This is a genomic window from Pantoea sp. C1E2 (assembly GCF_056491465.1).
In genome coordinates this window covers 1,245,066-1,263,930 of sequence record NZ_JBSZHT010000002.1, presented here as the reverse complement: position 1 = coordinate 1,263,930, position 18,865 = coordinate 1,245,066, and the positions used below count along the sequence as shown (strand labels likewise).

Annotated in this window: 17 protein-coding genes; 6 read left to right on the top strand and 11 right to left on the bottom strand. The window is 56.6% G+C overall.

Going from position 1 to position 18,865, the window contains the following annotated elements:
* Positions 1-45 precede the first annotated feature (45 nt).
* From sbcD to ACXI0A_RS05980, 3 genes are all read left to right on the top strand, one after another.
* Positions 46-1,257, top strand: a complete 1,212-nt coding sequence (gene sbcD / locus ACXI0A_RS05990) for an exonuclease subunit SbcD (protein ID WP_476149900.1) — start codon at positions 46-48, stop codon at positions 1,255-1,257.
* Positions 1,254-4,931, top strand: coding sequence for an SbcC/MukB-like Walker B domain-containing protein (locus ACXI0A_RS05985; protein ID WP_476149902.1), 3,678 nt, complete (start codon positions 1,254-1,256; stop codon positions 4,929-4,931). Before sbcD ends, ACXI0A_RS05985 begins: the two co-directional genes overlap by 4 nt.
* Before the next feature lie 192 nt (positions 4,932-5,123).
* Positions 5,124-5,543, top strand: a complete 420-nt coding sequence (locus ACXI0A_RS05980) for a cell envelope integrity TolA C-terminal domain-containing protein (RefSeq protein WP_476149904.1) — start codon at positions 5,124-5,126, stop codon at positions 5,541-5,543.
* On the opposite strand, the gene qhpR is transcribed toward ACXI0A_RS05980, so the two are convergent.
* Together qhpR and ACXI0A_RS05970 are read right to left on the bottom strand one after the other, a co-directional pair.
* Positions 5,503-6,564: an AraC-like transcriptional regulator QhpR gene (gene qhpR, locus ACXI0A_RS05975; protein WP_224934170.1), complete on the bottom strand. Its 1,062-nt coding sequence runs from the start codon at positions 6,562-6,564 to the stop codon at positions 5,503-5,505. The two genes, ACXI0A_RS05980 and qhpR, sit on opposite strands and share 41 nt — an antisense overlap.
* Before the next feature lie 293 nt (positions 6,565-6,857).
* Entirely contained in the window at positions 6,858-7,862 is a 1,005-nt protein-coding gene (locus ACXI0A_RS05970) for a phosphotransferase (protein WP_476149905.1), read from the bottom strand.
* A 270-nt stretch (positions 7,863-8,132) separates the two neighbouring features.
* Between ACXI0A_RS05970 and eat the strand changes: the two genes are divergently transcribed.
* Positions 8,133-9,497 carry an ethanolamine permease gene (gene eat, locus ACXI0A_RS05965; RefSeq protein ID WP_476149907.1) on the top strand — a complete coding sequence of 455 codons (1,365 nt, stop codon included), beginning with the start codon at positions 8,133-8,135 and terminating at the stop codon, positions 9,495-9,497.
* A gap of 65 nt (positions 9,498-9,562) precedes the next feature.
* On the opposite strand, the gene mak is transcribed toward eat, so the two are convergent.
* The gene (mak, locus tag ACXI0A_RS05960; RefSeq protein WP_476149909.1) at positions 9,563-10,474 is read right to left on the bottom strand and encodes a fructokinase; all 912 of its coding nucleotides are present in this window, start codon (positions 10,472-10,474) and stop codon (positions 9,563-9,565) included.
* A 145-nt stretch (positions 10,475-10,619) separates the two neighbouring features.
* Between mak and rdgC the strand changes: the two genes are divergently transcribed.
* Entirely contained in the window at positions 10,620-11,531 is a 912-nt protein-coding gene (rdgC, locus tag ACXI0A_RS05955; protein ID WP_476149911.1) for a recombination-associated protein RdgC, read from the top strand.
* 105 nt (positions 11,532-11,636) lie between these two features.
* Here the strand turns inward: rdgC and ppnP are convergent, their stop codons facing one another.
* The 7 genes from ppnP to aroL all read right to left on the bottom strand — a co-directional run bounded on the left by ppnP (position 11,637) and on the right by aroL (position 17,252).
* A complete protein-coding gene (ppnP, locus tag ACXI0A_RS05950) occupies positions 11,637-11,921 on the bottom strand; it encodes a pyrimidine/purine nucleoside phosphorylase (RefSeq protein ID WP_224934175.1) in 285 nt (94 codons plus the stop codon).
* 104 nt (positions 11,922-12,025) lie between these two features.
* Positions 12,026-12,703, bottom strand: a complete 678-nt coding sequence (locus tag ACXI0A_RS05945; protein WP_224934253.1) for an AroM family protein — start codon at positions 12,701-12,703, stop codon at positions 12,026-12,028.
* Between the two features lie 2 nt (positions 12,704-12,705).
* Positions 12,706-13,638, bottom strand: coding sequence for a DUF1177 family protein (locus ACXI0A_RS05940; protein WP_476149913.1), 933 nt, complete (start codon positions 13,636-13,638; stop codon positions 12,706-12,708).
* Between the two features lie 15 nt (positions 13,639-13,653).
* Positions 13,654-15,213, bottom strand: a complete 1,560-nt coding sequence (locus ACXI0A_RS05935; protein WP_476149915.1) for an OPT/YSL family transporter — start codon at positions 15,211-15,213, stop codon at positions 13,654-13,656.
* Positions 15,214-15,382: 169 nt separating this feature from the next.
* On the bottom strand, positions 15,383-16,135 hold the full coding sequence (locus ACXI0A_RS05930; protein ID WP_224934178.1) for an IclR family transcriptional regulator: 753 nt from the start codon (positions 16,133-16,135) through the stop codon (positions 15,383-15,385).
* Positions 16,136-16,426: 291 nt separating this feature from the next.
* Positions 16,427-16,618 carry a YaiA family protein gene (locus tag ACXI0A_RS05925; RefSeq protein ID WP_100702230.1) on the bottom strand — a complete coding sequence of 64 codons (192 nt, stop codon included), beginning with the start codon at positions 16,616-16,618 and terminating at the stop codon, positions 16,427-16,429.
* A gap of 109 nt (positions 16,619-16,727) precedes the next feature.
* On the bottom strand, positions 16,728-17,252 hold the full coding sequence (aroL, locus tag ACXI0A_RS05920) for a shikimate kinase AroL (RefSeq protein ID WP_224934179.1): 525 nt from the start codon (positions 17,250-17,252) through the stop codon (positions 16,728-16,730).
* Positions 17,253-17,538: 286 nt separating this feature from the next.
* Here aroL and ACXI0A_RS05915 point away from each other — a divergent pair, with 286 nt between their 5' ends.
* Positions 17,539-18,282 (top strand): DUF2076 family protein, encoded by a 744-nt coding sequence (locus tag ACXI0A_RS05915; protein WP_476149917.1) that lies wholly within the window; start codon positions 17,539-17,541, stop codon positions 18,280-18,282.
* On the opposite strand, the gene ACXI0A_RS05910 is transcribed toward ACXI0A_RS05915, so the two are convergent.
* On the bottom strand, positions 18,283-18,726 hold the full coding sequence (locus ACXI0A_RS05910; protein ID WP_034830508.1) for a YaiI/YqxD family protein: 444 nt from the start codon (positions 18,724-18,726) through the stop codon (positions 18,283-18,285). It abuts the gene before it with no gap.
* Positions 18,727-18,865 lie beyond the last annotated feature (139 nt).

Sequence of the window (18,865 nt, the reverse complement as noted above, 5' to 3'; positions counted from 1 at the left end):
GAAGAGGTTATAATTCGCCTTCGCTTAACGAAGCAGGGAGTATTCATGCGCATTATTCACACCGCGGATTGGCATCTCGGTCAATTCTTTTACAGCAAAAGCCGGGCGGCCGAGCATCAGGCCTTCCTGGAGTGGTTGCTGGACCAGATTACCCAGCATCAGGTGGATGCGCTGATCATCGCGGGAGACCTGTTTGATACCGGTTCGCCACCAAGCTATGCGCGTGAAATGTTTAACCGCTTCGTGGTCGCGCTGCAACCGACGCAGTGCCAGCTGATTGTGCTGGCGGGCAACCATGATTCCGTCGCTACCCTGAATGAATCACGCGAATTACTCGCCTGTTTAAATACGCGAGTGATCACCAGCGCCACGCCACAGGGCGAGCAGCAGGTGCTGACGCTGCATCAGCGCGATGGCACGCCGGGGGCGTTGTTGTGTGCGATTCCCTATTTGCGTCCACGCGATATTTTGCGCAGCCAGGCGGGACAATCCGGGCGCGAGAAACAGATCTCACTGCTGGAAGCGATTGAGCAGCATTACCAGCAGTGTTATGCCGCTGCGCTGGCCGAACGCGCAGATCGTGCACTTCCCATTATTGCCACCGGCCATCTCACCACCGTTGGCGTGACCAAAAGCGACTCGGTGCGCGATATCTATATCGGCACGCTGGATGCCTTCCCGGCGCAGGCGTTTCCCGCCGCGGATTACATTGCTCTGGGCCATATTCACCGGGCGCAGCGTATTGCTGACAGTGAACATATTCGTTACAGCGGTTCACCGATTCCGCTCAGCTTTGATGAACTGGGACGTGAGAAAAGCGTATTTCTGCTGGAGTTCGGCGCTCAGTTGGATAGCGTTACAGCGCTGCCGATCCCGCTGTTCCAGCCGATGCAGATGTTGAAAGGCTCAATGGCGGAAATCGAACAACAGCTGAGCGAATTTAGTGAGGGAGATCGCGAGCAGCCCGTCTGGCTCGACATTGAAATCACCACGCAAGAGTACCTGAGTGATTTGCAGCGCCGCGTTGAGCAACTGACTGAAGCATTGCCGGTGGAAGTGCTGCTGGTGCGCCGCAGCCGAGAACAGCGTCAACGCAGCCTGGCGCGCATGGATAACGAAACCCTGAGCGAGTTGAAAGTCGAAGAGGTGTTTGCTCGTCGCCTGGCGCAGGAAGATCAGTTGGACGCCGATCAGGCTGAACAATTGACGCAGTTATTTCGCACTACCCTCGCCGCGCTGGAGAACCCGTCCGCATGAAAATCCTGACGTTACGTTTTAAAAACCTCAATGCGCTGCGCGGTGAATGGTTTATCGATTTCCGCCGTGAACCCTTTGCCAGCAACGGATTATTTGCCATTACCGGCGCAACCGGCGCGGGGAAAACCACACTGCTGGATGCTATCTGCCTGGCGTTGTATCACCAGACGCCGCGCCTCGGCGTACTGTCGCAGACGCAAAACGAACTGATTACCCGTGACACCGCCGAATGTCTGGCAGAAGTCGAATTTGAGGTTAAAGGGGAAGCCTGGCGTGCCTTCTGGAGCCAGAACCGCGCGCGCGGCCAGGCCGACGGCAAATTGCAGGCGCCACGCGTCGAACTGGCTCGGGTGGCGGATAACCAGATTGTGGCTGATAAGGTCAGCGACAAACTCAAGCTCATCGAAACGCTCTCCGGCCTCGATTTTGACCGCTTCACCCGCTCGATGATGCTGTCGCAAGGCCAGTTCGCTGCCTTCCTCAACGCCAAGCCGGGCGAGCGCGCCGAACTGCTGGAAGAACTGACCGGCACAGAGATCTACGGCCAAATCTCAATGCAGATTTACGAGCGCTGGCGCACCGCACGCAGCGATCTGGAGACCTTGCGCGCGCGGGCGGGCGGCATGCTGTTGCTGGATGAAGTGCGTCGCACAGAGCTGATGCAGCAGGTTGAAGCATTGACGGCGCAAGAAAAAACGCTGAGCGAGCAGCTTGATCAAGCGCAACAGCAACAACAGTGGCTGACGCACTCGCAGCAGCTGGCGCAGGAGCAGCAGCAAGCCGAACAGGCGAACCAGGATGCCGAACAGGCATGGCAGCAGGCGGAAAGCGATCGTCAGCGCCTGGCACGCGCGGAGCCGGCTGAAAAGCTGCGAGAAAAACTCCAGCAGCGCGAGCAGTTACAACAAGATCAACAGCTCGCAACCCGGCAGGCGCAGCAGTTACACACTCAGCAGCAAGATGCGCAAACCGCGCTGCTGCAGGGTGAAAAAAGTTATCAGACGGCACAGCAGGCGCGTGAGCAGGCACTCGCCGATCAGCAGCAGCTGGAAACCTTGCTCACCGAACAGGTGATTCCGATCGACCAACAGCTCGCCAGCCGCGCGCAGCAGTTGGCGGAACAGCAGCGTCTCCATGCGCAACAGTCACAGACATTGCAGCAAAGCCAGATCGCGCTCAGTCAGCATCAGCAAACCCGTGAGCGCTTACAACAGCAGCTGGCAGAGCAGGAGACGTTTCGCAGCCGTGAAGCGGCGGTGGCGCACTGGGGGCCGGAACTGACGCGTTGGCAGGCGGATATTGCTCGTTTCGATGAACGCGAACAGGCGCTGACGCAACTTCGTGCGCAACAGCAGCAGCAAAACGCGCAGCTGACACAACAGCAGCAGGCGATTGCCGAGGGTGATCGCGCGTTGCAACCTCTGCAGCAGGCTGAGGCGCAGGCCAGCCAGCAACGTCAGCAAGCGGAGCAGGCACTCACTTCACTTGAAACCGAAATCAGCAGCACCTCACTGCGTGAGGCGCTCACACAGCATCAACATCAGCGAGCGACACGCCATCAACTCAGCTTACTGGCGGCGCGCTGGCAGTCGTTGCAGCCTCAGCTGCAACAGCGGCAACAAAAACTGACGCTGTTGCAGCAACAGCATCAGCAAGACGAACGCGCTTTGCAGGCGCTGCGCGACGATTACAAACGTGAGAACCAGACGCTGCTCGATCTCCGCAAAATCTGCGAGCTGGAGCGTACCATTGCACAGCTGGCTGATGAACGCGCCCGGCTGCAGCCCGATCAGCCCTGCCCGCTTTGCGGTTCGTGCCAGCATCCGGCTATTGAGCAGTATCAGCAATTACAGCCGGGTGAAAACCAGCAGCGGCTGGCGGCGCAGGAAGCGCTGGTCAGCAAGCTTAAAGAGTCAGGCACCGCGAAAAGTGAGCAGCAAAAGCTGTCGCTGCAACAGCAGCAGGTGCTGCAACAGGAGATCGCTGAATTCGAACAGCAACTCGCGGTGGCGCGCGAGCAGTGGCAAGGTTTCAGCGGTGAGCTGGCACTTACCTGCACGCTGGATCAGCAGGAAGCCTTTACGGCGTGGCAGCAGCAGCAAGATGCGCAGGAAGCCACACAGCAGCAGCAACTTCAGCAACGCGAAAAGGCGGCGCAAGCGCTACAACAGGCCAAAGATGCGCATCTGTTACAGCAACAGCAGTGGCAACAGCAGCAAAGCGCACAACTGCTGGCGCAACAGCAGCTGAATAACCTGCAGCAAACGCTTGATGAACTGAATCAGCGGGAAACTCAGGAGCACAGCGCCTGGCAGCAGTTAGCGCTGCAGTTGGAACAGCAGTTGGCGGCACATCAGTTTACGCTGCCCGATCGCGATGCCCGTGCCAGCTGGCTGGTAACTTTGCAGCAGCGCTGGCAAACCTGGCAACAGAGTGAGCGCATGCTGGCCGAGCTCCAGCCGCAGCTGGTTAAAGCCGACAGCGAGCAGAACAACCTGCAAAGCAACCTGAAGCGCGAGCAGCAGCAGCTGGAGACATTGCAGCACGTGCTCAGCAGCCTGCAACAGCAGCACGCAGAACAGCAGCAGCAGCGTCAGCAGCTGTTTGGCGATCGTCAGGTGAGCGTCGCACGCCAGCAGCAGCAGGCCTTGCTGCAACAGTGCGAACAGGCGCTGGCGCAGCAGTTACAACTGTGGCAGCAGGCACAAAGTCAGCTGCACAGCCTGAATGGTCAGTGTGAGCAGATTGATAGCCAACTTCAGGCCATACATCTGCGTATGCAGGCGGCGGAAACGGCGTTTAACAGCGCACTCCAGCAGAGCGATTTCGCCGATGAGCAGGCATTGCGCAGCGCGTTGCTGGACGAACAGGACATTCAGCATCTGCGCCAGCACCTGCAAGCCCTGGAGCAACAGCGTCAGCAGCAGATTACCCTGCGCCAACAGCTGGCACAGCGCGTCACTGCCCATCAGCAACAGCGCCCTGCTGCCCTGAGTGACGAAGTGGCGGCGGTTATCGCTGAACAGCTGGAATCTCTGCGTCTGGCCCTGCGCGACAATGCCCGCCAGCAGGGTGAAGCACAGCAGCAGTTGCACAGCGACGCCCAGCAGCGCCAGCAGCAGCAAGCGTTACTGACGCAGATCGCCGATGATGAGGTGGAGCTGGCGCAACTCGGTCGCCTGAATGATTTAATCGGTTCAGCCAAAGGCGACAAATTCCGTCGCTTCGCTCAGGGATTAACGCTCGATCATCTGGTATGGCTGGCGAACCGTCAGTTGGATCGCTTACACGGACGCTACCTGTTGCAGCGCCGCGTGACGGATGAGCTGGAGCTGGAAGTGGTCGATACCTGGCAGGCTGATACCACGCGCGATACCCGCACGCTCTCCGGCGGCGAGAGTTTCCTCGTTAGCCTCGCGCTGGCGCTGGCGCTGTCAGATCTGGTCAGCCACAAAACGCGCATTGAATCGCTGTTCCTTGATGAAGGTTTCGGCACGCTGGACGCCGAAACGCTCGACACCGCGCTGGATGCCCTCGACGCATTAAACGCCAGCGGTAAAACCATCGGCGTGATCAGCCACGTTGAAGCGATGAAAGAGCGCATCCCGGTGCAGATCAGGGTGCGGAAGATGAATGGACTGGGCTACAGCAAGCTGGAGCTGCCGGGGGAATAATCCTTCGCCTTGCCATAAATTGGGGCTGCTTTCGCAGGGTGCGGCTTTCCGGCCGCCCCTGCGTATTCGGCTGTGTCACGTGCGAACGGTTCTGCGAAAAAGTCTGGATCTAATCAGAGTCAGAGAAATGCCATAGCAATCCCCTTACTGCTCAGTACACTGGCCCCATGTTTTGCAAATCCGGGCATACAGATGAACTTATTTCACCGCGTTGCTGGCACATTGTTGTTGAGCACCCTGCTCAGCGCCTGCCAGCATGCCCCATCGCATCCCACGGAAAGTATGACCAACCTGTGTCAGCCTCAGAGTGAACCTGGCAGCGCATCCTGCAAGTGGGCTGATGAGATGCAGCACCAGCTCAACCGGCAGTTTACCGACGCGGCACATTACGCCGGACAGCAATGTATGGTGCGGCTGGAGTGGCAAAACAGAGGACGTTATGCGGTCACGCAGACGCAAGGTGATGAAACGCTGTGCCTGCGCGCCTGGCAGTTGATAGGTCAGTCGAAAGGTTTACCGCCGCCGCCAGACCGCACCCAGCCCGCGTGGTTCGGCTTCGCGCCGCATCAGACTAACTCGCCAGCCCATCCTGTCGCCACTGGCGCGGGCTGATGCCAAACCAGCGCCGGAAAGCGCGTGAAAACGCACTGACTTCGGAATAGCCCAGCAGCAGCGCCATCTCCGAGATCGGCAACTGCTTCTGTTGCAGGTAGTGCGTGGCCATTTCGCAACGCACTTTATCCACCAGCGCGGTGAAGCTGATGCCCTCTTCGCGCAACCGCCGTTGCAGCGACCAGCTCGACAGCCCCATTTTATCCGCGATCTCTTCCAGCACCGGTTCGCCCTGCATCAACGATAAGTTGACCTGAGAACGCGCCTGCTCCACCACACTTTGCAGTGAAGCGCTGCTGTTCAGACGGCGAATAGCATCCTGCATGACCATCAGCAGCATGGGATCCTGCTCTGGCATGGCGCGCAGCAGATCGCGTTTTGGGATCAGCAGTGAGTTGAACGGTTGATCGAACCACACCGGCGCATCAAACACTTTGCAGTGCTCGTGCCACTGTTCCGGGCGCGGATGCTCAAAGTGTACCTCACGCGGCGCCCAGTTTTTGCCCGCCACGTGACGGATCAGATTGAGGAACATGCCGAGCGTCAGCTCTGCATCTTGCCGACGCGATAGGATCGCCCCATGCCGCACCTGATAATCCAGTCGCCAGCAGTCGCCTTTATCGATCAGACGCGTCAGCGTATCGTGCTGATGCCAGGGAAAGGCATTCACCACGTTGTGCAGCGCCTGCTCCAGCGTCGGTGAACATAAGCCGATGTAGCCAATCAGCCCTAATGACTGCGGTTTGAACTGCTTGCCGTAATGCAAACCGAAGTTATCAAAACCAGAGTGGCGCGCCGCTTCTTCCATCACACGGCAGTAGTTCACCAGGCCGAGACTGAGCGTCGGGCTGGCCAGCAACTCGGAATCAATGCCGCTGATACCAAAAATACGATCAACATCACCGCCTTTGTCGGTGATAAAGGTGCTTAAGCCGGTGGCCGCCGCCGCCAGCACGCCGCGGTTGTTAGCCTGAGCTGATAGCGAACTGTACGCTTCAGAGGGAGTCATCAGTGATTGCATCGGAACCTCACAGGGATCGCGCGAGTGAAACTAATAGAGGGATCCAGCAAGATTCGTACCATGACGCTCGGCGAGGTCGTCATCGATGATGACCCGGCAAGGATCGGGGGTATTCCCTGGCAAGCGCACTGATGCACACGCTGCCAAATGGTCCAATGGCATCCTGTTAGGCCGCGCCCGCTCTCCGTTCACATCATAGCGGCGCGATTTGCCGCGCAACTGCGTGAATGTCATCTCACAGAGCGCAATGAATTGCGCCGCTACGACGCAGGGCTGCCCGCTACTGGTGCAACTCAAACACCCACCGGCAGCTGATTGGTTTCCAGATAACGACGGCAAAGACGCACGGAGTGATCGGCCCAGCGCGGCCCCAGGCTCAGCGCCATCTCGGTGTCCGCATGAGTGCCCATCCATGCGGTCATCTGGATGCGACGTTGAATCAGCAGCGTCGGCACCAGCGCCATCTCCTGATCGCTGATATGCGCGACACGCTCGTAGCCCTGGATCCAGTTATCCACCCACTCGGCCGCACGCGGATGATGCTCGACAAAGCTGATCGCCGCCGCCAGATCGTGCAGATACCAGCCCATGCCGCAGTCATCGAAGTCGATCACCCGGGTTTCACCTTTGTGCAACAGCAGATTAGTGAGGCGCAGATCGGCGTGGATCAAGCCATAACGATCCGTGCCTTTGCCAAAGTCTTGCAGCTCCAGTCCCACACGCGCCACGGCCTCAGCCACGATACCGTGATCGGCCGGATTCAGGTTCGGTGCATCCTGCCAGCGGCCCCAGTGGCTGCGATCGCTGACCATGGTGTGATGATCCCAGATGATGCGCTGGAAGCCAGCCGGCTTTTGCCAGCTGCGGCTGTGCTGATGCAGGCGCGCAGTGATGTGCCCGAGCTGCTGGAAAGCTTTGGGATCGACATCGGTGGTGGGCATCTCGCCCTCGATCCAGTGGAACAGCACCGCGTGCCGCACGCCGCCATCGGGCATGGCTATTGTCAGCACCGTTTCGCCATCACTGGCCGGAATCGCCTGCGGCACCATAATGCCAATCTCACGCAGCGCGTCGAGCCACAGCAGCTCACTCTGGATATCAGCTTTGCTGTGATAGTCAGGTCGATGCAGGCGCAACGCATAACGCTTTCCGCCCGCCAGCAGCAGAAAGGTGGCGTTCTCCGAGCGACAAAGTAGCTTCAGCTCGCCGTGGAATGGCGCGGGGTAACAGGCCAGCGCCTGCTGTGCCAATAGCGCCATTGCAGCATCGGTCAGGGAATCGGATTGTTTCGCGCTCATTCATCTCTCTCCAGCATCAATCTTTAGGGAAGCAAGTGTTATCAGCATGGGATGACGGCGTCCTGACTGCTTGACCGCAGATAACCCAAAGTTGACCGCAGCGTACATCTGGCACTTTTCTTGCCTCAGAGTTGACCGTGGAGGACAAAACTCACTGCGCCCGCGTCAAGTTTTCCCGCAGCGGGCGGCGGCATTATCACTTCACTGTAGTGCATAGAACAAAACAGCGCGGTGCAGCCGCCGCACAACAATCACGACGGGGAGACGATTATGACGAGTAAGCTCAAACCCACGCTGGGCACTCTGCATTTGTGGGGTATCGCGGTTGGACTGGTAATTTCCGGGGAGTATTTTGGCTGGAGTTATGGCTGGGGCGTGGCGGGCACATTGGGTTTCCTGATCACCACCGCGCTGATCGCCACCATGTACACCTGCTTCATTTTTAGCTTTACCGAACTCACTACCGCCATTCCACACGCCGGTGGCCCATTTGCCTACAGCCGCCGCGCCTTTGGTGAAACTGGCGGTTTGATTGCCGGTCTGGCGACGCTGATTGAGTTTGTGTTTGCCCCACCGGCGATTGCCATGGCGATTGGTGCTTATCTCAACGTGCAGTACCCGGATCTCAACCCGAAAACCGCTGCGGTCGGTGCTTATCTGGTGTTTATGACACTCAATATCCTCGGCGTGAAGCTGGCGGCGATGTTTGAGCTGGTGGTGACGGTGCTGGCGGTACTGGAACTGCTGGTGTTTATGGGCGTGGTCTCGCCGGGCTTCAGTATCGCTAACTTTGCGGCTAACGGTTGGGCGGGTAGCGATCACTTCGGCATGCCAGCCCTTTCGGGTATCTTCGCCGCCATTCCGTTTGCCATCTGGTTCTTCCTCGCCATTGAAGGCGCCGCCATGGCCGCCGAAGAGGCTAAAGATCCGAAACGCACTATTCCCAAGGCTTACATCACCGGCATTCTGACGCTGGTGGTACTGGCGATTGGTGTGATGCTGCTGGCGGGTGGCGCTGGCGACTGGCGCAAGCTGTCAGACATCAACGATCCGCTGCCGCAGGCGATGAAGATGATCGTCGGCGAACATTCAAACTGGATGCATATGCTGGTGTGGATTGGCTTGTTTGGCCTGATCGCCAGCTTCCACGGCATTATTCTTGGCTATTCACGTCAGTTCTTTGCTCTGGCGCGCGCGGGTTATCTGCCACAGGGTCTGGCAAAACTGTCACGCTTCCAGACACCGCACCGCGCCATTATTGCCGGTGGCGTGATTGGTATCGCGGCGATTTACAGCGATGGGCTGATTAACCTGCAGGGCATGACGCTGACGGCAGCGATGATCACCATGGCGGTGTTTGGTGCCATCGTGATGTACCTGATGAGTATGCTGAGCCTGTTCAAGCTTCGTCGCACGGCACCCGAGATGGAACGCAGCTTCCGCGCGCCGGGTTACCCCATTATTCCGGGGATTGCGCTGGTGCTGTCACTGGTGTGTTTGATTGCCATGCTGTGGTTTAACCCGGTGATTGGCGGTTTGTTCGTGGGGATTATGGTGATGGGATATATCTACTTCCTGGCGACCAAAACCCAGCGTCAGAATGCACCGCAGGATGCGATGTTAATGGGTGAGTAATGGCTAAATTGCAGGGGCGCAAACCTGCGCCCCTGTCCAAAGGTCGTTATGGAAGCGACCTTTTTCTACGATTTCAGCGGCCACAACCATGCTGCGCCGCGCACGCCACTTGAATCGCCGTGCACCGCTTTCAGCACTGGCGTTTCACACTCGCGCCCAAACACCCACTGCTTCATCAGCGCAGGCAACGTCTGGTAAAGACGATCGTTATTACTCATGCCGCCGCCCAGCACGATCACATCCGGATCGAGCAAATTCACCACCTGCGCCAGTGATTTGGCTAAGCGCATTTCATAACGACTCATCGCCAGCTCTGCCACTGGATCCTGCTGCTCAATCAGCTTGATGATCTCTGCGCCCTTCAATGCTTTGCCGCTCAAACGTTGATAATCGATGGCAAAGCCCGTGCCCGAGACAAAGGTCTCAATGCAGCCCTGCAATCCGCAATAGCACGGCACTTCTTCGCGATGGCGCAGTTCATCTTCATCCATCCAAGGCAAAGGATTGTGGCCCCACTCGCCCGCATTGCCATTACCGCCAATACGCGATTCACCGCCAATTGCCACGCCAGCGCCTGAACCGGTGCCGATGATCACCGCAAACACCAGCGGCTGACCCGCTCCTGCACCGTCTACCGCCTCAGAAACCGCTAAACAATTCGCGTCGTTCGCGATGCGCACGTCACGATTCAGCGCCTCGGCCAGATCTTTGTCCAACGGCTGGCCGTTGAGCCAGGTAGAGTTGGCGTTTTTCACCCGCTGGGTGTACGGCGAAATGGTGCCCGGAATGCCAATGCCGACCGTGCCTTTTTCACCGGTTTTCTCTTCTGCCAGTAGCACTAAGTCGACAATCGCTTGCACCGTGGCGGCATAGTCATCGCGCGGGGTATTGACGCGGTGACGGAACAGCTCTTGCCCCTGATCGGAGAGCGCAATCACTTCAATCTTGGTACCGCCTAAATCAATCCCAATACGCACGATTTATTCCTCATTATTCGTTCAGGTGACAGATACAGTAGAAGGCTGAATCGGGAAAGGCAATGAAACCCATCCGATGTTTCGCTATCATGCGCGCTGACTTTGAGACTTGTGCGCCCGATCGCACCCACGGTAAGGAATCCCGATGTTGTGGTTTAAAAATATGATGGTTTATCGTCTGAATCGTGACATCCCGCTGTCCGCAGACGATCTGGAAAAACAGCTCGACGCCTTCACGTTTTCCCCGTGCGGCAGTCAGGATATGGCGAAAACCGGCTGGGTCTCACCGATGGGCAACCGCGGTGAAGCGCTGACGCATGAAATCAATGGTCAGATCGTGATTTGCGCGCGCACCGAGCAGAAAATCCTGCCTTCGCCAGTAGTGAAGCAAGCGCTGGAAGCGAAGATCGATAAGCTGGAAGCGGAACAGAGCCGCAAGCTGAAGAAGACCGAGAAAGACTCGCTGAAAGATGAAGTGTTGCATAGCCTGCTGCCACGCGCGTTTAGCCGTTTCAGCCAGACTTTTATGTGGATCGACACCGTTAACAACCTGATCATCGTCGATTGCGCCAGCGCTAAAAAAGCCGAAGACACCTTAGCGCTGCTGCGTAAGAGCATCGGTTCACTGCCAGTGGTGCCGCTGACGCTGGAAAATCCGATTGAGCTGACGCTGACCGAATGGGTGCGCTCGGGCGAATTGCCTGCCGGTTTCACCCTGATGGATGAAGCTGAGCTGAAAGCGATTCTGGAAGACGGCGGCGTGATCCGTTGTAAGAAACAGGATCTGATTTCCGATGAGATCGCCACGCATATCGAAGCCGGTAAAGTGGTGACCAAACTGGCATTGGACTGGCAGGAACGTATTCAGCTGGTGATTGCCGACGATGCCTCGATCAAGCGTCTGAAGTTCAGCGACACGCTGCGTGAGCAGAATGATGACATTGACCGCGATGATTTCGCCATGCGCTTTGATGCCGATTTCACCCTGATGACCGGCGAACTGGCCGCGTTGATCAGCAATCTGGTGGAAGCATTAGGCGGCGAAGCCAAGCGCTAAAGCCTGAGTCGATTACCCCACACCTGGCTATGCTGAAGCCAAAAAGAAACCGGGAATGCTTAAAGCATTCCCGGTTTAATGATGACTCATGCTGAAAGTCAGCGTTTACAGGTAGCGGCAAAGATAAGAAGTTGGCTCAGCCACCTGCAAGTGGAATTCGCTGCTGCCGGGCACGTTAAACACGGAACCCGCTTCGTACCATTTCCACTCGGTTTCACCTGGCAGCAGCACTTTCAGTGCGCCGCTCACGACCGTCATCTCTTCCGGCTGTCCTGTACCGAAGGTGTATTCACCTTCCGCCATCACGCCAACGCTGGCACGGCCAATGGTTACGCTGTCGAAACCAATGGATTTCACTTTTCCGTCGAAATACTCACTTACGTTGAGCATGTTACTTCCTCACAGCACATTATGGTGTCTGGCAGATTACAAGGGAACTCGCTGATCTGTCACGCGAAAAAGCAGCTCAGAACACGAGTTGTGATCGGCCTCAGTCAGAGGATCAATTCTGCTGCTAACTTCGCCACCAGCACATTGGATAACAGCACCGGAATACCCAGCATTTTTTGCAGGAAATCCCGGTGCTTCTGATGGTAGCCAATACAGTCGAGCACCACCACATCCGCGCCCTGCTCTTGCAGCGACAGGCCCGCCTCGATCAAATCATTTTGCTGCGCCAGATAAGGGCTGGCGACGGCAAAGCATGGCGCGGTGTTGAGATTGCGCCACTTGTTGGCCTGCTCAGCGATCTGCTCTTCTACCGGCACCACAATGCCCACTTTATGTTGCTGCACAATGGCTTTAACCAGCGGGGGGATAATACGATCCGGCTCCAGCAGCAAGGCTTTTTGCGTCTTCAGCGTGCCAAACTCACCGGTGCACAACAGCAAAATCGTGTCGTAGCCCTGCTCTTCCAGCGCATTAATTTTACGCTGCAGCCCCTGCTCAACTTTTGGCCCCGACAGGCGCACCTGCTCGCCAGTGATCATCCGCGAAACCAGCACTTTCTCACCCGCTTCCGGTGCATAAAACTGCTCCACCTCGGCGAGTGTCAGGCCATCAAGTAACCCTGCATGGGCGACCAGCTCTTCCGGTAGATGATCCTGCAGCAGCGGCAAAATGTCGCTACGCGGGGATTGACCAATCGTTAAGGTAACCAGGGACTGTTTCATCATTAGGCTTTCCGCGTACGCAGGTGGCTGAGACTACCATACAGAGAGTGTAGTAACGCATACTCTTGCTTGTCATAGAACTGACAGGTTTCACGGCCAAACTCTTTCGCCACTTCCACCGCAAACTTCACGGTCGCCGCGATATCGACTTCATGGCTGGCACCGGTGCCGCAACCTGGCACCACTGATTCCGCGCAAATTGCCACACCCACCACAGGCACATCGGTGGCGGTTGACGGCTGCAGGATGCTGTTCAGGTGATAAACACCGTTGCCGTAAGGTGTGATGTCCTGGGTGGTGATGGGGAAGGTCACCGCTGGCTGACCACTGGTCATCTCCATGATGCGCAACAGATCTTCTGATACGCGCAGGATGTAACCCTCTTTCACGGTCGGCGACAGTGCGTAGCCTTTGTGGTTGAGAATGCGGTTACCCTTGGTGGTATCGATGGAGAGAATCGCGTCAACACCGTCGATCACTTCGTTGTCATTCATGGTGATGTCATCGCAAGGCGAATCCATGAAATCCACCGGCTCGTGCGGACGGGTTGGCGCATCCGGGCAGATGTGGGTGGTGATAATCACGTCACCCGCCAGCACATCGCCTTTGGTCTGCATCTGAGCCAGTTTCAGCGCACTGCTTACCGCCGCGACTGCACCATCCGCATCTGACACCATACCGATACGCGTCGGACGCGCACCGATGCCACCTAAACGACCGACAATACCCAGCGTGGGCGCGGTGCCGCCTTTGCTCTTGCCCTGCGAACCCGGAATATCGATGCGCACGAAATCAGTACGTCCTTTAGGACCGGTCACACGTTTGAAGCTGGCGTTCACGCCCGGATAACTGGCAAAGAGATCCACCACCTGTTGCCCGTCGACGTAGGCGCTGTCGAGTAACTCAAAAACCTGCAGTGTCTGCTGTAAACTCATATTGAATTCCCTGGGTTATTTCTTGGTGCTACTGGCAAAAAGTGAATGGAAGAAGCTGTAAAGCGCGTCGCCCGCAATAAACCCTGCGGCCATCACCTCCATCGGTGAACGTCCACGCTCGCCCCACACTCGAATGATCAGGATACGCAGCGCGATCCCCACCATCACCGCCCAACCTGCTGCGGCGTTGTTGATTAACAAACCGGTCGCCAGCAATACGCCTAATTGACGCTTCGGCCCGCCGATAAACTGAATAATCGCACCCGGAATCGCCCACATCAGCAGGTTGCCCGCAATGCCAGGCTCAGCACCGGCCTGAATGGTTTTGGCGTAAACGCGGGCCACTGGCGGCAGCAGATTCTCTGCGAAGAACAGGTTGTGCGCATACCACACCACAGGAATACAAATCACAAAGGCAATCATGGCGGCGATAAGCTGAATGCGGCGGCCCCACAGCTCTTTCTGTAAATCGGCACCGTTACCACGCAGGATAAAGCCGGCTTTCAGGTCGTAGCCCATGTCGGCAAAGGCCGGTCCGGTGGCGGCAGTAAAGCCACACAGCAGGCAGAGCGCCAGCGGTGGGAAGCCGAGCAGAATACCGAGGATCAGGGTAATCAACGCCACCGCAAACGCCGGGAACCAGCCCGAGTGCATCGCGGCGATGCCGACAATCAGCTCATGCACAAAGGCAGCAAACGCGGCATAAACGATAAACAGCACCAGCATCGGCAAGCCCATCTGGCTCCATAAACCGCCCGCCAGCGCCAGCAGCGTTGAAATAATGATGTAGCCCAGGGTGCCGAAACCGAGCGAACGCTTCACTTCGCTGTCACTGCGGCTGACATTCAGTTGATCGTTGCGACGGCTGACAATCACCTGTACCACCTGAATCAGCGCCACTAAACCTGCACCGACCATCATGCCGTGGGGAATATAAAGCGCATTGATATCGATACCAGCAACCGGTTGCGCATAAGCGCGCAGCAGGAAACCAATACCCAACATACTCAGCGCCCAGATGTTGCCGATAAATGCGGTACCAAATGCCGACATGGGAATTTTCAGCATTGAACCGGCGATGCCGCCGACAATACCGACCACCAGCAACCACGCCTGACGGCCGCCTTTATCCCCGGCCTTGATGGCTTCCGCTGCTGCCACGCCAGGAGGCCATGCATTACTGGCCGGAAATACGCGGGTATCGAACAAGCGGTACAACAAGTAGGCATCCAAAAGCATGGCTGCACTGACACCGACAAACAGCGGCAACACCAGCTGCGGTTCACCCAGCGCCCACGGCACCGCGATCGGCATCAGCAGACTGTTGGCCGCGCCGAAAGTGGCTGAGGAGATGGCGGTTTGTGCAAGGTTCTGAACTTCGATGGAGCGATAGCGACGGAACCATTGCAGAGGAATGCGCGCCAGCAACATGGCAAACAGCGCACCGATAATTGAGGTATTGGGTGTGACCCCAATGGTGGTAATAAGCTGAACTCCGATGATGGCACCCGCAACAGAGAGCACAACCAGCATTAAGCCCACGCCAAAACTCTTTATTGGATTATGTTGACGCATATTATCCCCGTATTTTCACCCTGTAGAAAACGCGAATACGTTTCATGCCCGACACGCGGGACACCAACGTTTTTTATAAATCGTTCCCTGATTTTTGAAATAGGCAGGTCCGAAGACCTGCTATTTCCCTGGTGTGGCGCGAATAAACGCCTTTAAATCGAAAATAAGGTTATGCGCCGTATTTCTCGGCCATCAATGCAGCCGTAGAGCGCAATTCGCTGAGCAGCGCGTCCGGATAACCCGGGGCCGCTTCTTGCGAGAGAAACGAGAGACACAGTGCGGCACTTTCGCCGCGATGTTTATTGGTGACAGCCACCGCCAGTGAGCTGATGCCCGGCAACGTCTCATTGCGTGCCAGTGCCCAGCCTTGCTGGCGAATCACCGCTAATTCTTTACAGAGTGCATCTATGTCCAGCGGCGAGTTCGCGGATGCGGCCTGCCAGTTGTCGGCAAAACGCGCACGCACTTCGTCATCACTCAACTGTGCCAGCAGCACGCGCCCGGTCGAAGTACCGGAAAGGGAAACGCGTGTGCCTGGTGGCGTAACCAGCTGAGTGAAAAAACGTCCGTGATACATGCGCATCACCAGAACGTCTTGTCCATCCAGCACGGAGATGTAGCCCATACAACCACTGCTGGCCGCCAGCTGTGCCATCGGCGCAGAAGCGCTATCCACCAACGGCGTAGATAAGTAGTGCCCCGCAACTGAAAGCAACACGCGACCAATCTGAAAACAGCGACTATCCGGATCACGCTCAAGCAATCCTTCACTTTCCATGGTCGCCAGCAGACGCGAAACGGTACTTTTCGGTAATCCTAACGCGTCTACCACCTCGGTGAAGGTCAGGCCCGGATGGCCCTGCGTCACGCCAAAGCGCTGGAAAAGCTTCAGTACGGCAGCGGCGTTTTCGAGAGTGGTCATGGCGTTAGTTTCACTATGTGGAACCGAGTTCCTATATCAATACAATGAAAGTAATTCGCTACGTTTATCGGGTCAAGCGCAAATTTTGAACCGGCTAAATTTGCGCCAAATCACAGCAGCATAAAATACGGCACAAACGGAAAATGGGGTGACGTTATCAGGCAAGTTCTCAGAATGGCAGAAAAGGATGGCGATTCAGGTGGGTATATTGACCATATTGTGGCAGATGAAAATTTTTTATTTAGCCACGGAAAGTTATCAATAATTAACAGGCGTCCTTGCCCGCGAGAATTACTCTTTATCCGCGTCTTCGTAACGCTCTTTCGCATCCTGCGCTTCCGCTTCGGTTTTGTGTTCACTGATCAGTGAGTCAGGTTTCGGATGGTCAGCGCGTAGTTCATACCAGGTCACGGTATTGTCTGCCGCGCCTTTCTCGACGGCAACGATGCGCGCTTCTCGCGGGTACGGTGGTTTAGTTGGCATACATTTCCCTCTTATGTCTGGTTTCCACACAGACAGCGGCGATCCCCTGTCTTAAACACAGTATAGACAATGGAGGATCGCGAGAAAAAGAGGGATAAATCTGAAGGGGTTAGCTGGCGCGAGCCAGGGAAAGGCATTGAAGAATTTGATCAACCACTTGTTCCGGCGCCTGCATGGCATTCACTTCGTGGTGCGCGGTCTGACGGTAAAGATGCGCGCGCTCACGCAGAATATCGCTCATCTCTTCGGCAATCGGACGGCCAGTTAACGTCGGGCGTTGTGCAGCTTCAGGTTGGCGTTCGAGACGATCGGCCAATACCGTCGACGGGGCATTCAGCCAAATCACCTGCCCATGTTCGCGCATAAAGCGACGATTCACCTCAGCCAGTACCATGCCGCCGCCGGTGGCGATCACCGTTGCCGGCGCGGTCACTGCACGCAGTGACTCGGTTTCGCGCGCACGGAAGCTATCCCAGCCTTCAGTCGCGACGATTTCCGCCACGGTGCGTTGAGTGGTGAGCTGCAGGTTATGATCGGTATCGCGAAAGGCATAGCCAAGCGCCTGAGAGAGGGCCTGGCCGATAGTGGTTTTACCGCAACCGCGTGCGCCGATCAGATAGATGGGTAATGACATCCGGGCTCATCCTCCGCCGTATTTATGCCGCACGGGCAAGGTCATCAGGTCAATATTGCGTCGCATGATACCTGGATTTTATTTTATCAGCCACCCGCGAAGCACGATTTACGCGTATTTACGGCCTTCAATTCACTATCAATATGATTGTTAACGATAAAATGATGCGTATTTCGTGCATCAACCTATTTGTAAGTGCGGGCAACATTTCCTTACCAGGCCATTGATTTACTTTCTGTCACGTTGACCACATATAAGGAGGTACGAATCATTGGAGGTTCACACCATGCAGAATGAAGAACAACAGTTAATCGACAATCTCTTTAGCCGACTGAAACAGGCTGAAACCCAGAGCGGACCGCGTGATGCCGGTGCCGAGCAGCTGATTAAACAGCACTTGCAGAACCAGCCTGGCGCGCCTTATTACATGTCGCAGGCGATTCTGATCCAGGAAGCGGCGCTGAAGAAACTTAACGCCCAGGTCACCGATCTGGAGAACCGCCTGGCCCAGGCTCAGCAACAACAGCAGCAAGCTCCGCAGCAGAGCAGCGGCGGTTTCCTGTCGAGCCTGTTTGGTGGCGGTTCACGTCAGTCAGCCCCACAGCAGCAGCAGCCGGTATGGAACAGCGCGCCGCAGCAAACTCAGCAGCCGTATGCACAGCCTCAGCAGCAACAGCCGCAGTATGCGGCTCCGCCTGCGCGCGGCACTGGATTCCTCGGTGGTGCACTGCAAACCGCGGTGGGTGTCGCCGGTGGTGTTGTGATGGCCGATATGCTCACCAGCATGTTCCACCATTCACAGCCGGAAGAGATCGTGAATATCATTAACGAACCGGCACTGCCGCAGGTGGATAACAATCTCGATACCTTCAACGGTAACGACAACAACCTCGATACCTTTAACGGTAACGACAGCAGCAACGCCTTCCTTAACGATAACGCCAGCTGGGATAACAACAGCTTTGCGGATAACAACGACTTCAGCGACTTTGGCGGTGGCGACTACGACGACGATGACAGCTTCGTCTGATTAGCGTTGCCGTAACCATTTATCCAGTTCGTTAGCAAATAGCTGGCGGTCACGTTGGTTTAGCGCCGATGGGCCGCCGCTCTGCACCCCACTCGCTCGCATCGTTTCCATAAAGTCACGCATGGTCAGACGCTGACGAATGGTATCCGGTGAATAGCGCTCACCCCGCGGATTCAACGCCGCAGCGCCCTTCTCAAGTACTTCTGCCGCTAACGGAATATCACCGGTGATCACCAGCTCGCCCGGCTGCACACGCTTCACGATTTCGTTGTCAGCGACATCAAACCCCGCCGCGACCTGCAGCGTTTTCAGCCACGGTGAAGGCGGCACGCGCAGCGGCTGATTCGCCACAAAGGTCACGGTGATTTTGGCGCGTTCGGCAGCACGGTACAGCACTTCTTTGATGACATTGGGGCAGGCATCGGCATCAACCCAAATCGACATGTGTTTTCCTTTTTCGCACAGAATTGCAGGCGATCTTGCCCGCTTGCGTCAGAATGGCAAATATTTTTACGCGGCTTGTTATTCAGCACAGCTGTCGTAAGCTAACTCGCAAGAGAAAATGAACCACTTAAAGGATAGA

Bases quoted from the DNA above. Each gene is read 5' to 3' on its own strand.
- ppnP (WP_224934175.1), bottom strand. From the start codon at position 11,921: ATGCTCAACGTAAGTGAGTATTTCGACGGAAAAGTGAAATCCATTGGT.
- qhpR (WP_224934170.1), bottom strand. From the start codon at position 6,564: ATGCAATCACTGATGACTCCCTCTGAAGCGTACAGTTCGCTATCAGCT.
- ACXI0A_RS05930 (WP_224934178.1), bottom strand. From the start codon at position 16,135: ATGACCACTCTCGAAAACGCCGCTGCCGTACTGAAGCTTTTCCAGCGC.
- eat (WP_476149907.1), top strand. From the start codon at position 8,133: ATGACGAGTAAGCTCAAACCCACGCTGGGCACTCTGCATTTGTGGGGT.
- ACXI0A_RS05935 (WP_476149915.1), bottom strand. From the start codon at position 15,213: ATGCGTCAACATAATCCAATAAAGAGTTTTGGCGTGGGCTTAATGCTG.
- rdgC (WP_476149911.1), top strand. From the start codon at position 10,620: ATGTTGTGGTTTAAAAATATGATGGTTTATCGTCTGAATCGTGACATC.
- ACXI0A_RS05925 (WP_100702230.1), bottom strand. From the start codon at position 16,618: ATGCCAACTAAACCACCGTACCCGCGAGAAGCGCGCATCGTTGCCGTC.
- ACXI0A_RS05945 (WP_224934253.1), bottom strand. From the start codon at position 12,703: ATGAAACAGTCCCTGGTTACCTTAACGATTGGTCAATCCCCGCGTAGC.
- sbcD (WP_476149900.1), top strand. From the start codon at position 46: ATGCGCATTATTCACACCGCGGATTGGCATCTCGGTCAATTCTTTTAC.
- ACXI0A_RS05915 (WP_476149917.1), top strand. From the start codon at position 17,539: ATGCAGAATGAAGAACAACAGTTAATCGACAATCTCTTTAGCCGACTG.
- ACXI0A_RS05940 (WP_476149913.1), bottom strand. From the start codon at position 13,638: ATGAGTTTACAGCAGACACTGCAGGTTTTTGAGTTACTCGACAGCGCC.
- aroL (WP_224934179.1), bottom strand. From the start codon at position 17,252: ATGTCATTACCCATCTATCTGATCGGCGCACGCGGTTGCGGTAAAACC.
- ACXI0A_RS05910 (WP_034830508.1), bottom strand. From the start codon at position 18,726: ATGTCGATTTGGGTTGATGCCGATGCCTGCCCCAATGTCATCAAAGAA.
- ACXI0A_RS05970 (WP_476149905.1), bottom strand. From the start codon at position 7,862: ATGAGCGCGAAACAATCCGATTCCCTGACCGATGCTGCAATGGCGCTA.
- ACXI0A_RS05980 (WP_476149904.1), top strand. From the start codon at position 5,124: ATGAACTTATTTCACCGCGTTGCTGGCACATTGTTGTTGAGCACCCTG.
- ACXI0A_RS05985 (WP_476149902.1), top strand. From the start codon at position 1,254: ATGAAAATCCTGACGTTACGTTTTAAAAACCTCAATGCGCTGCGCGGT.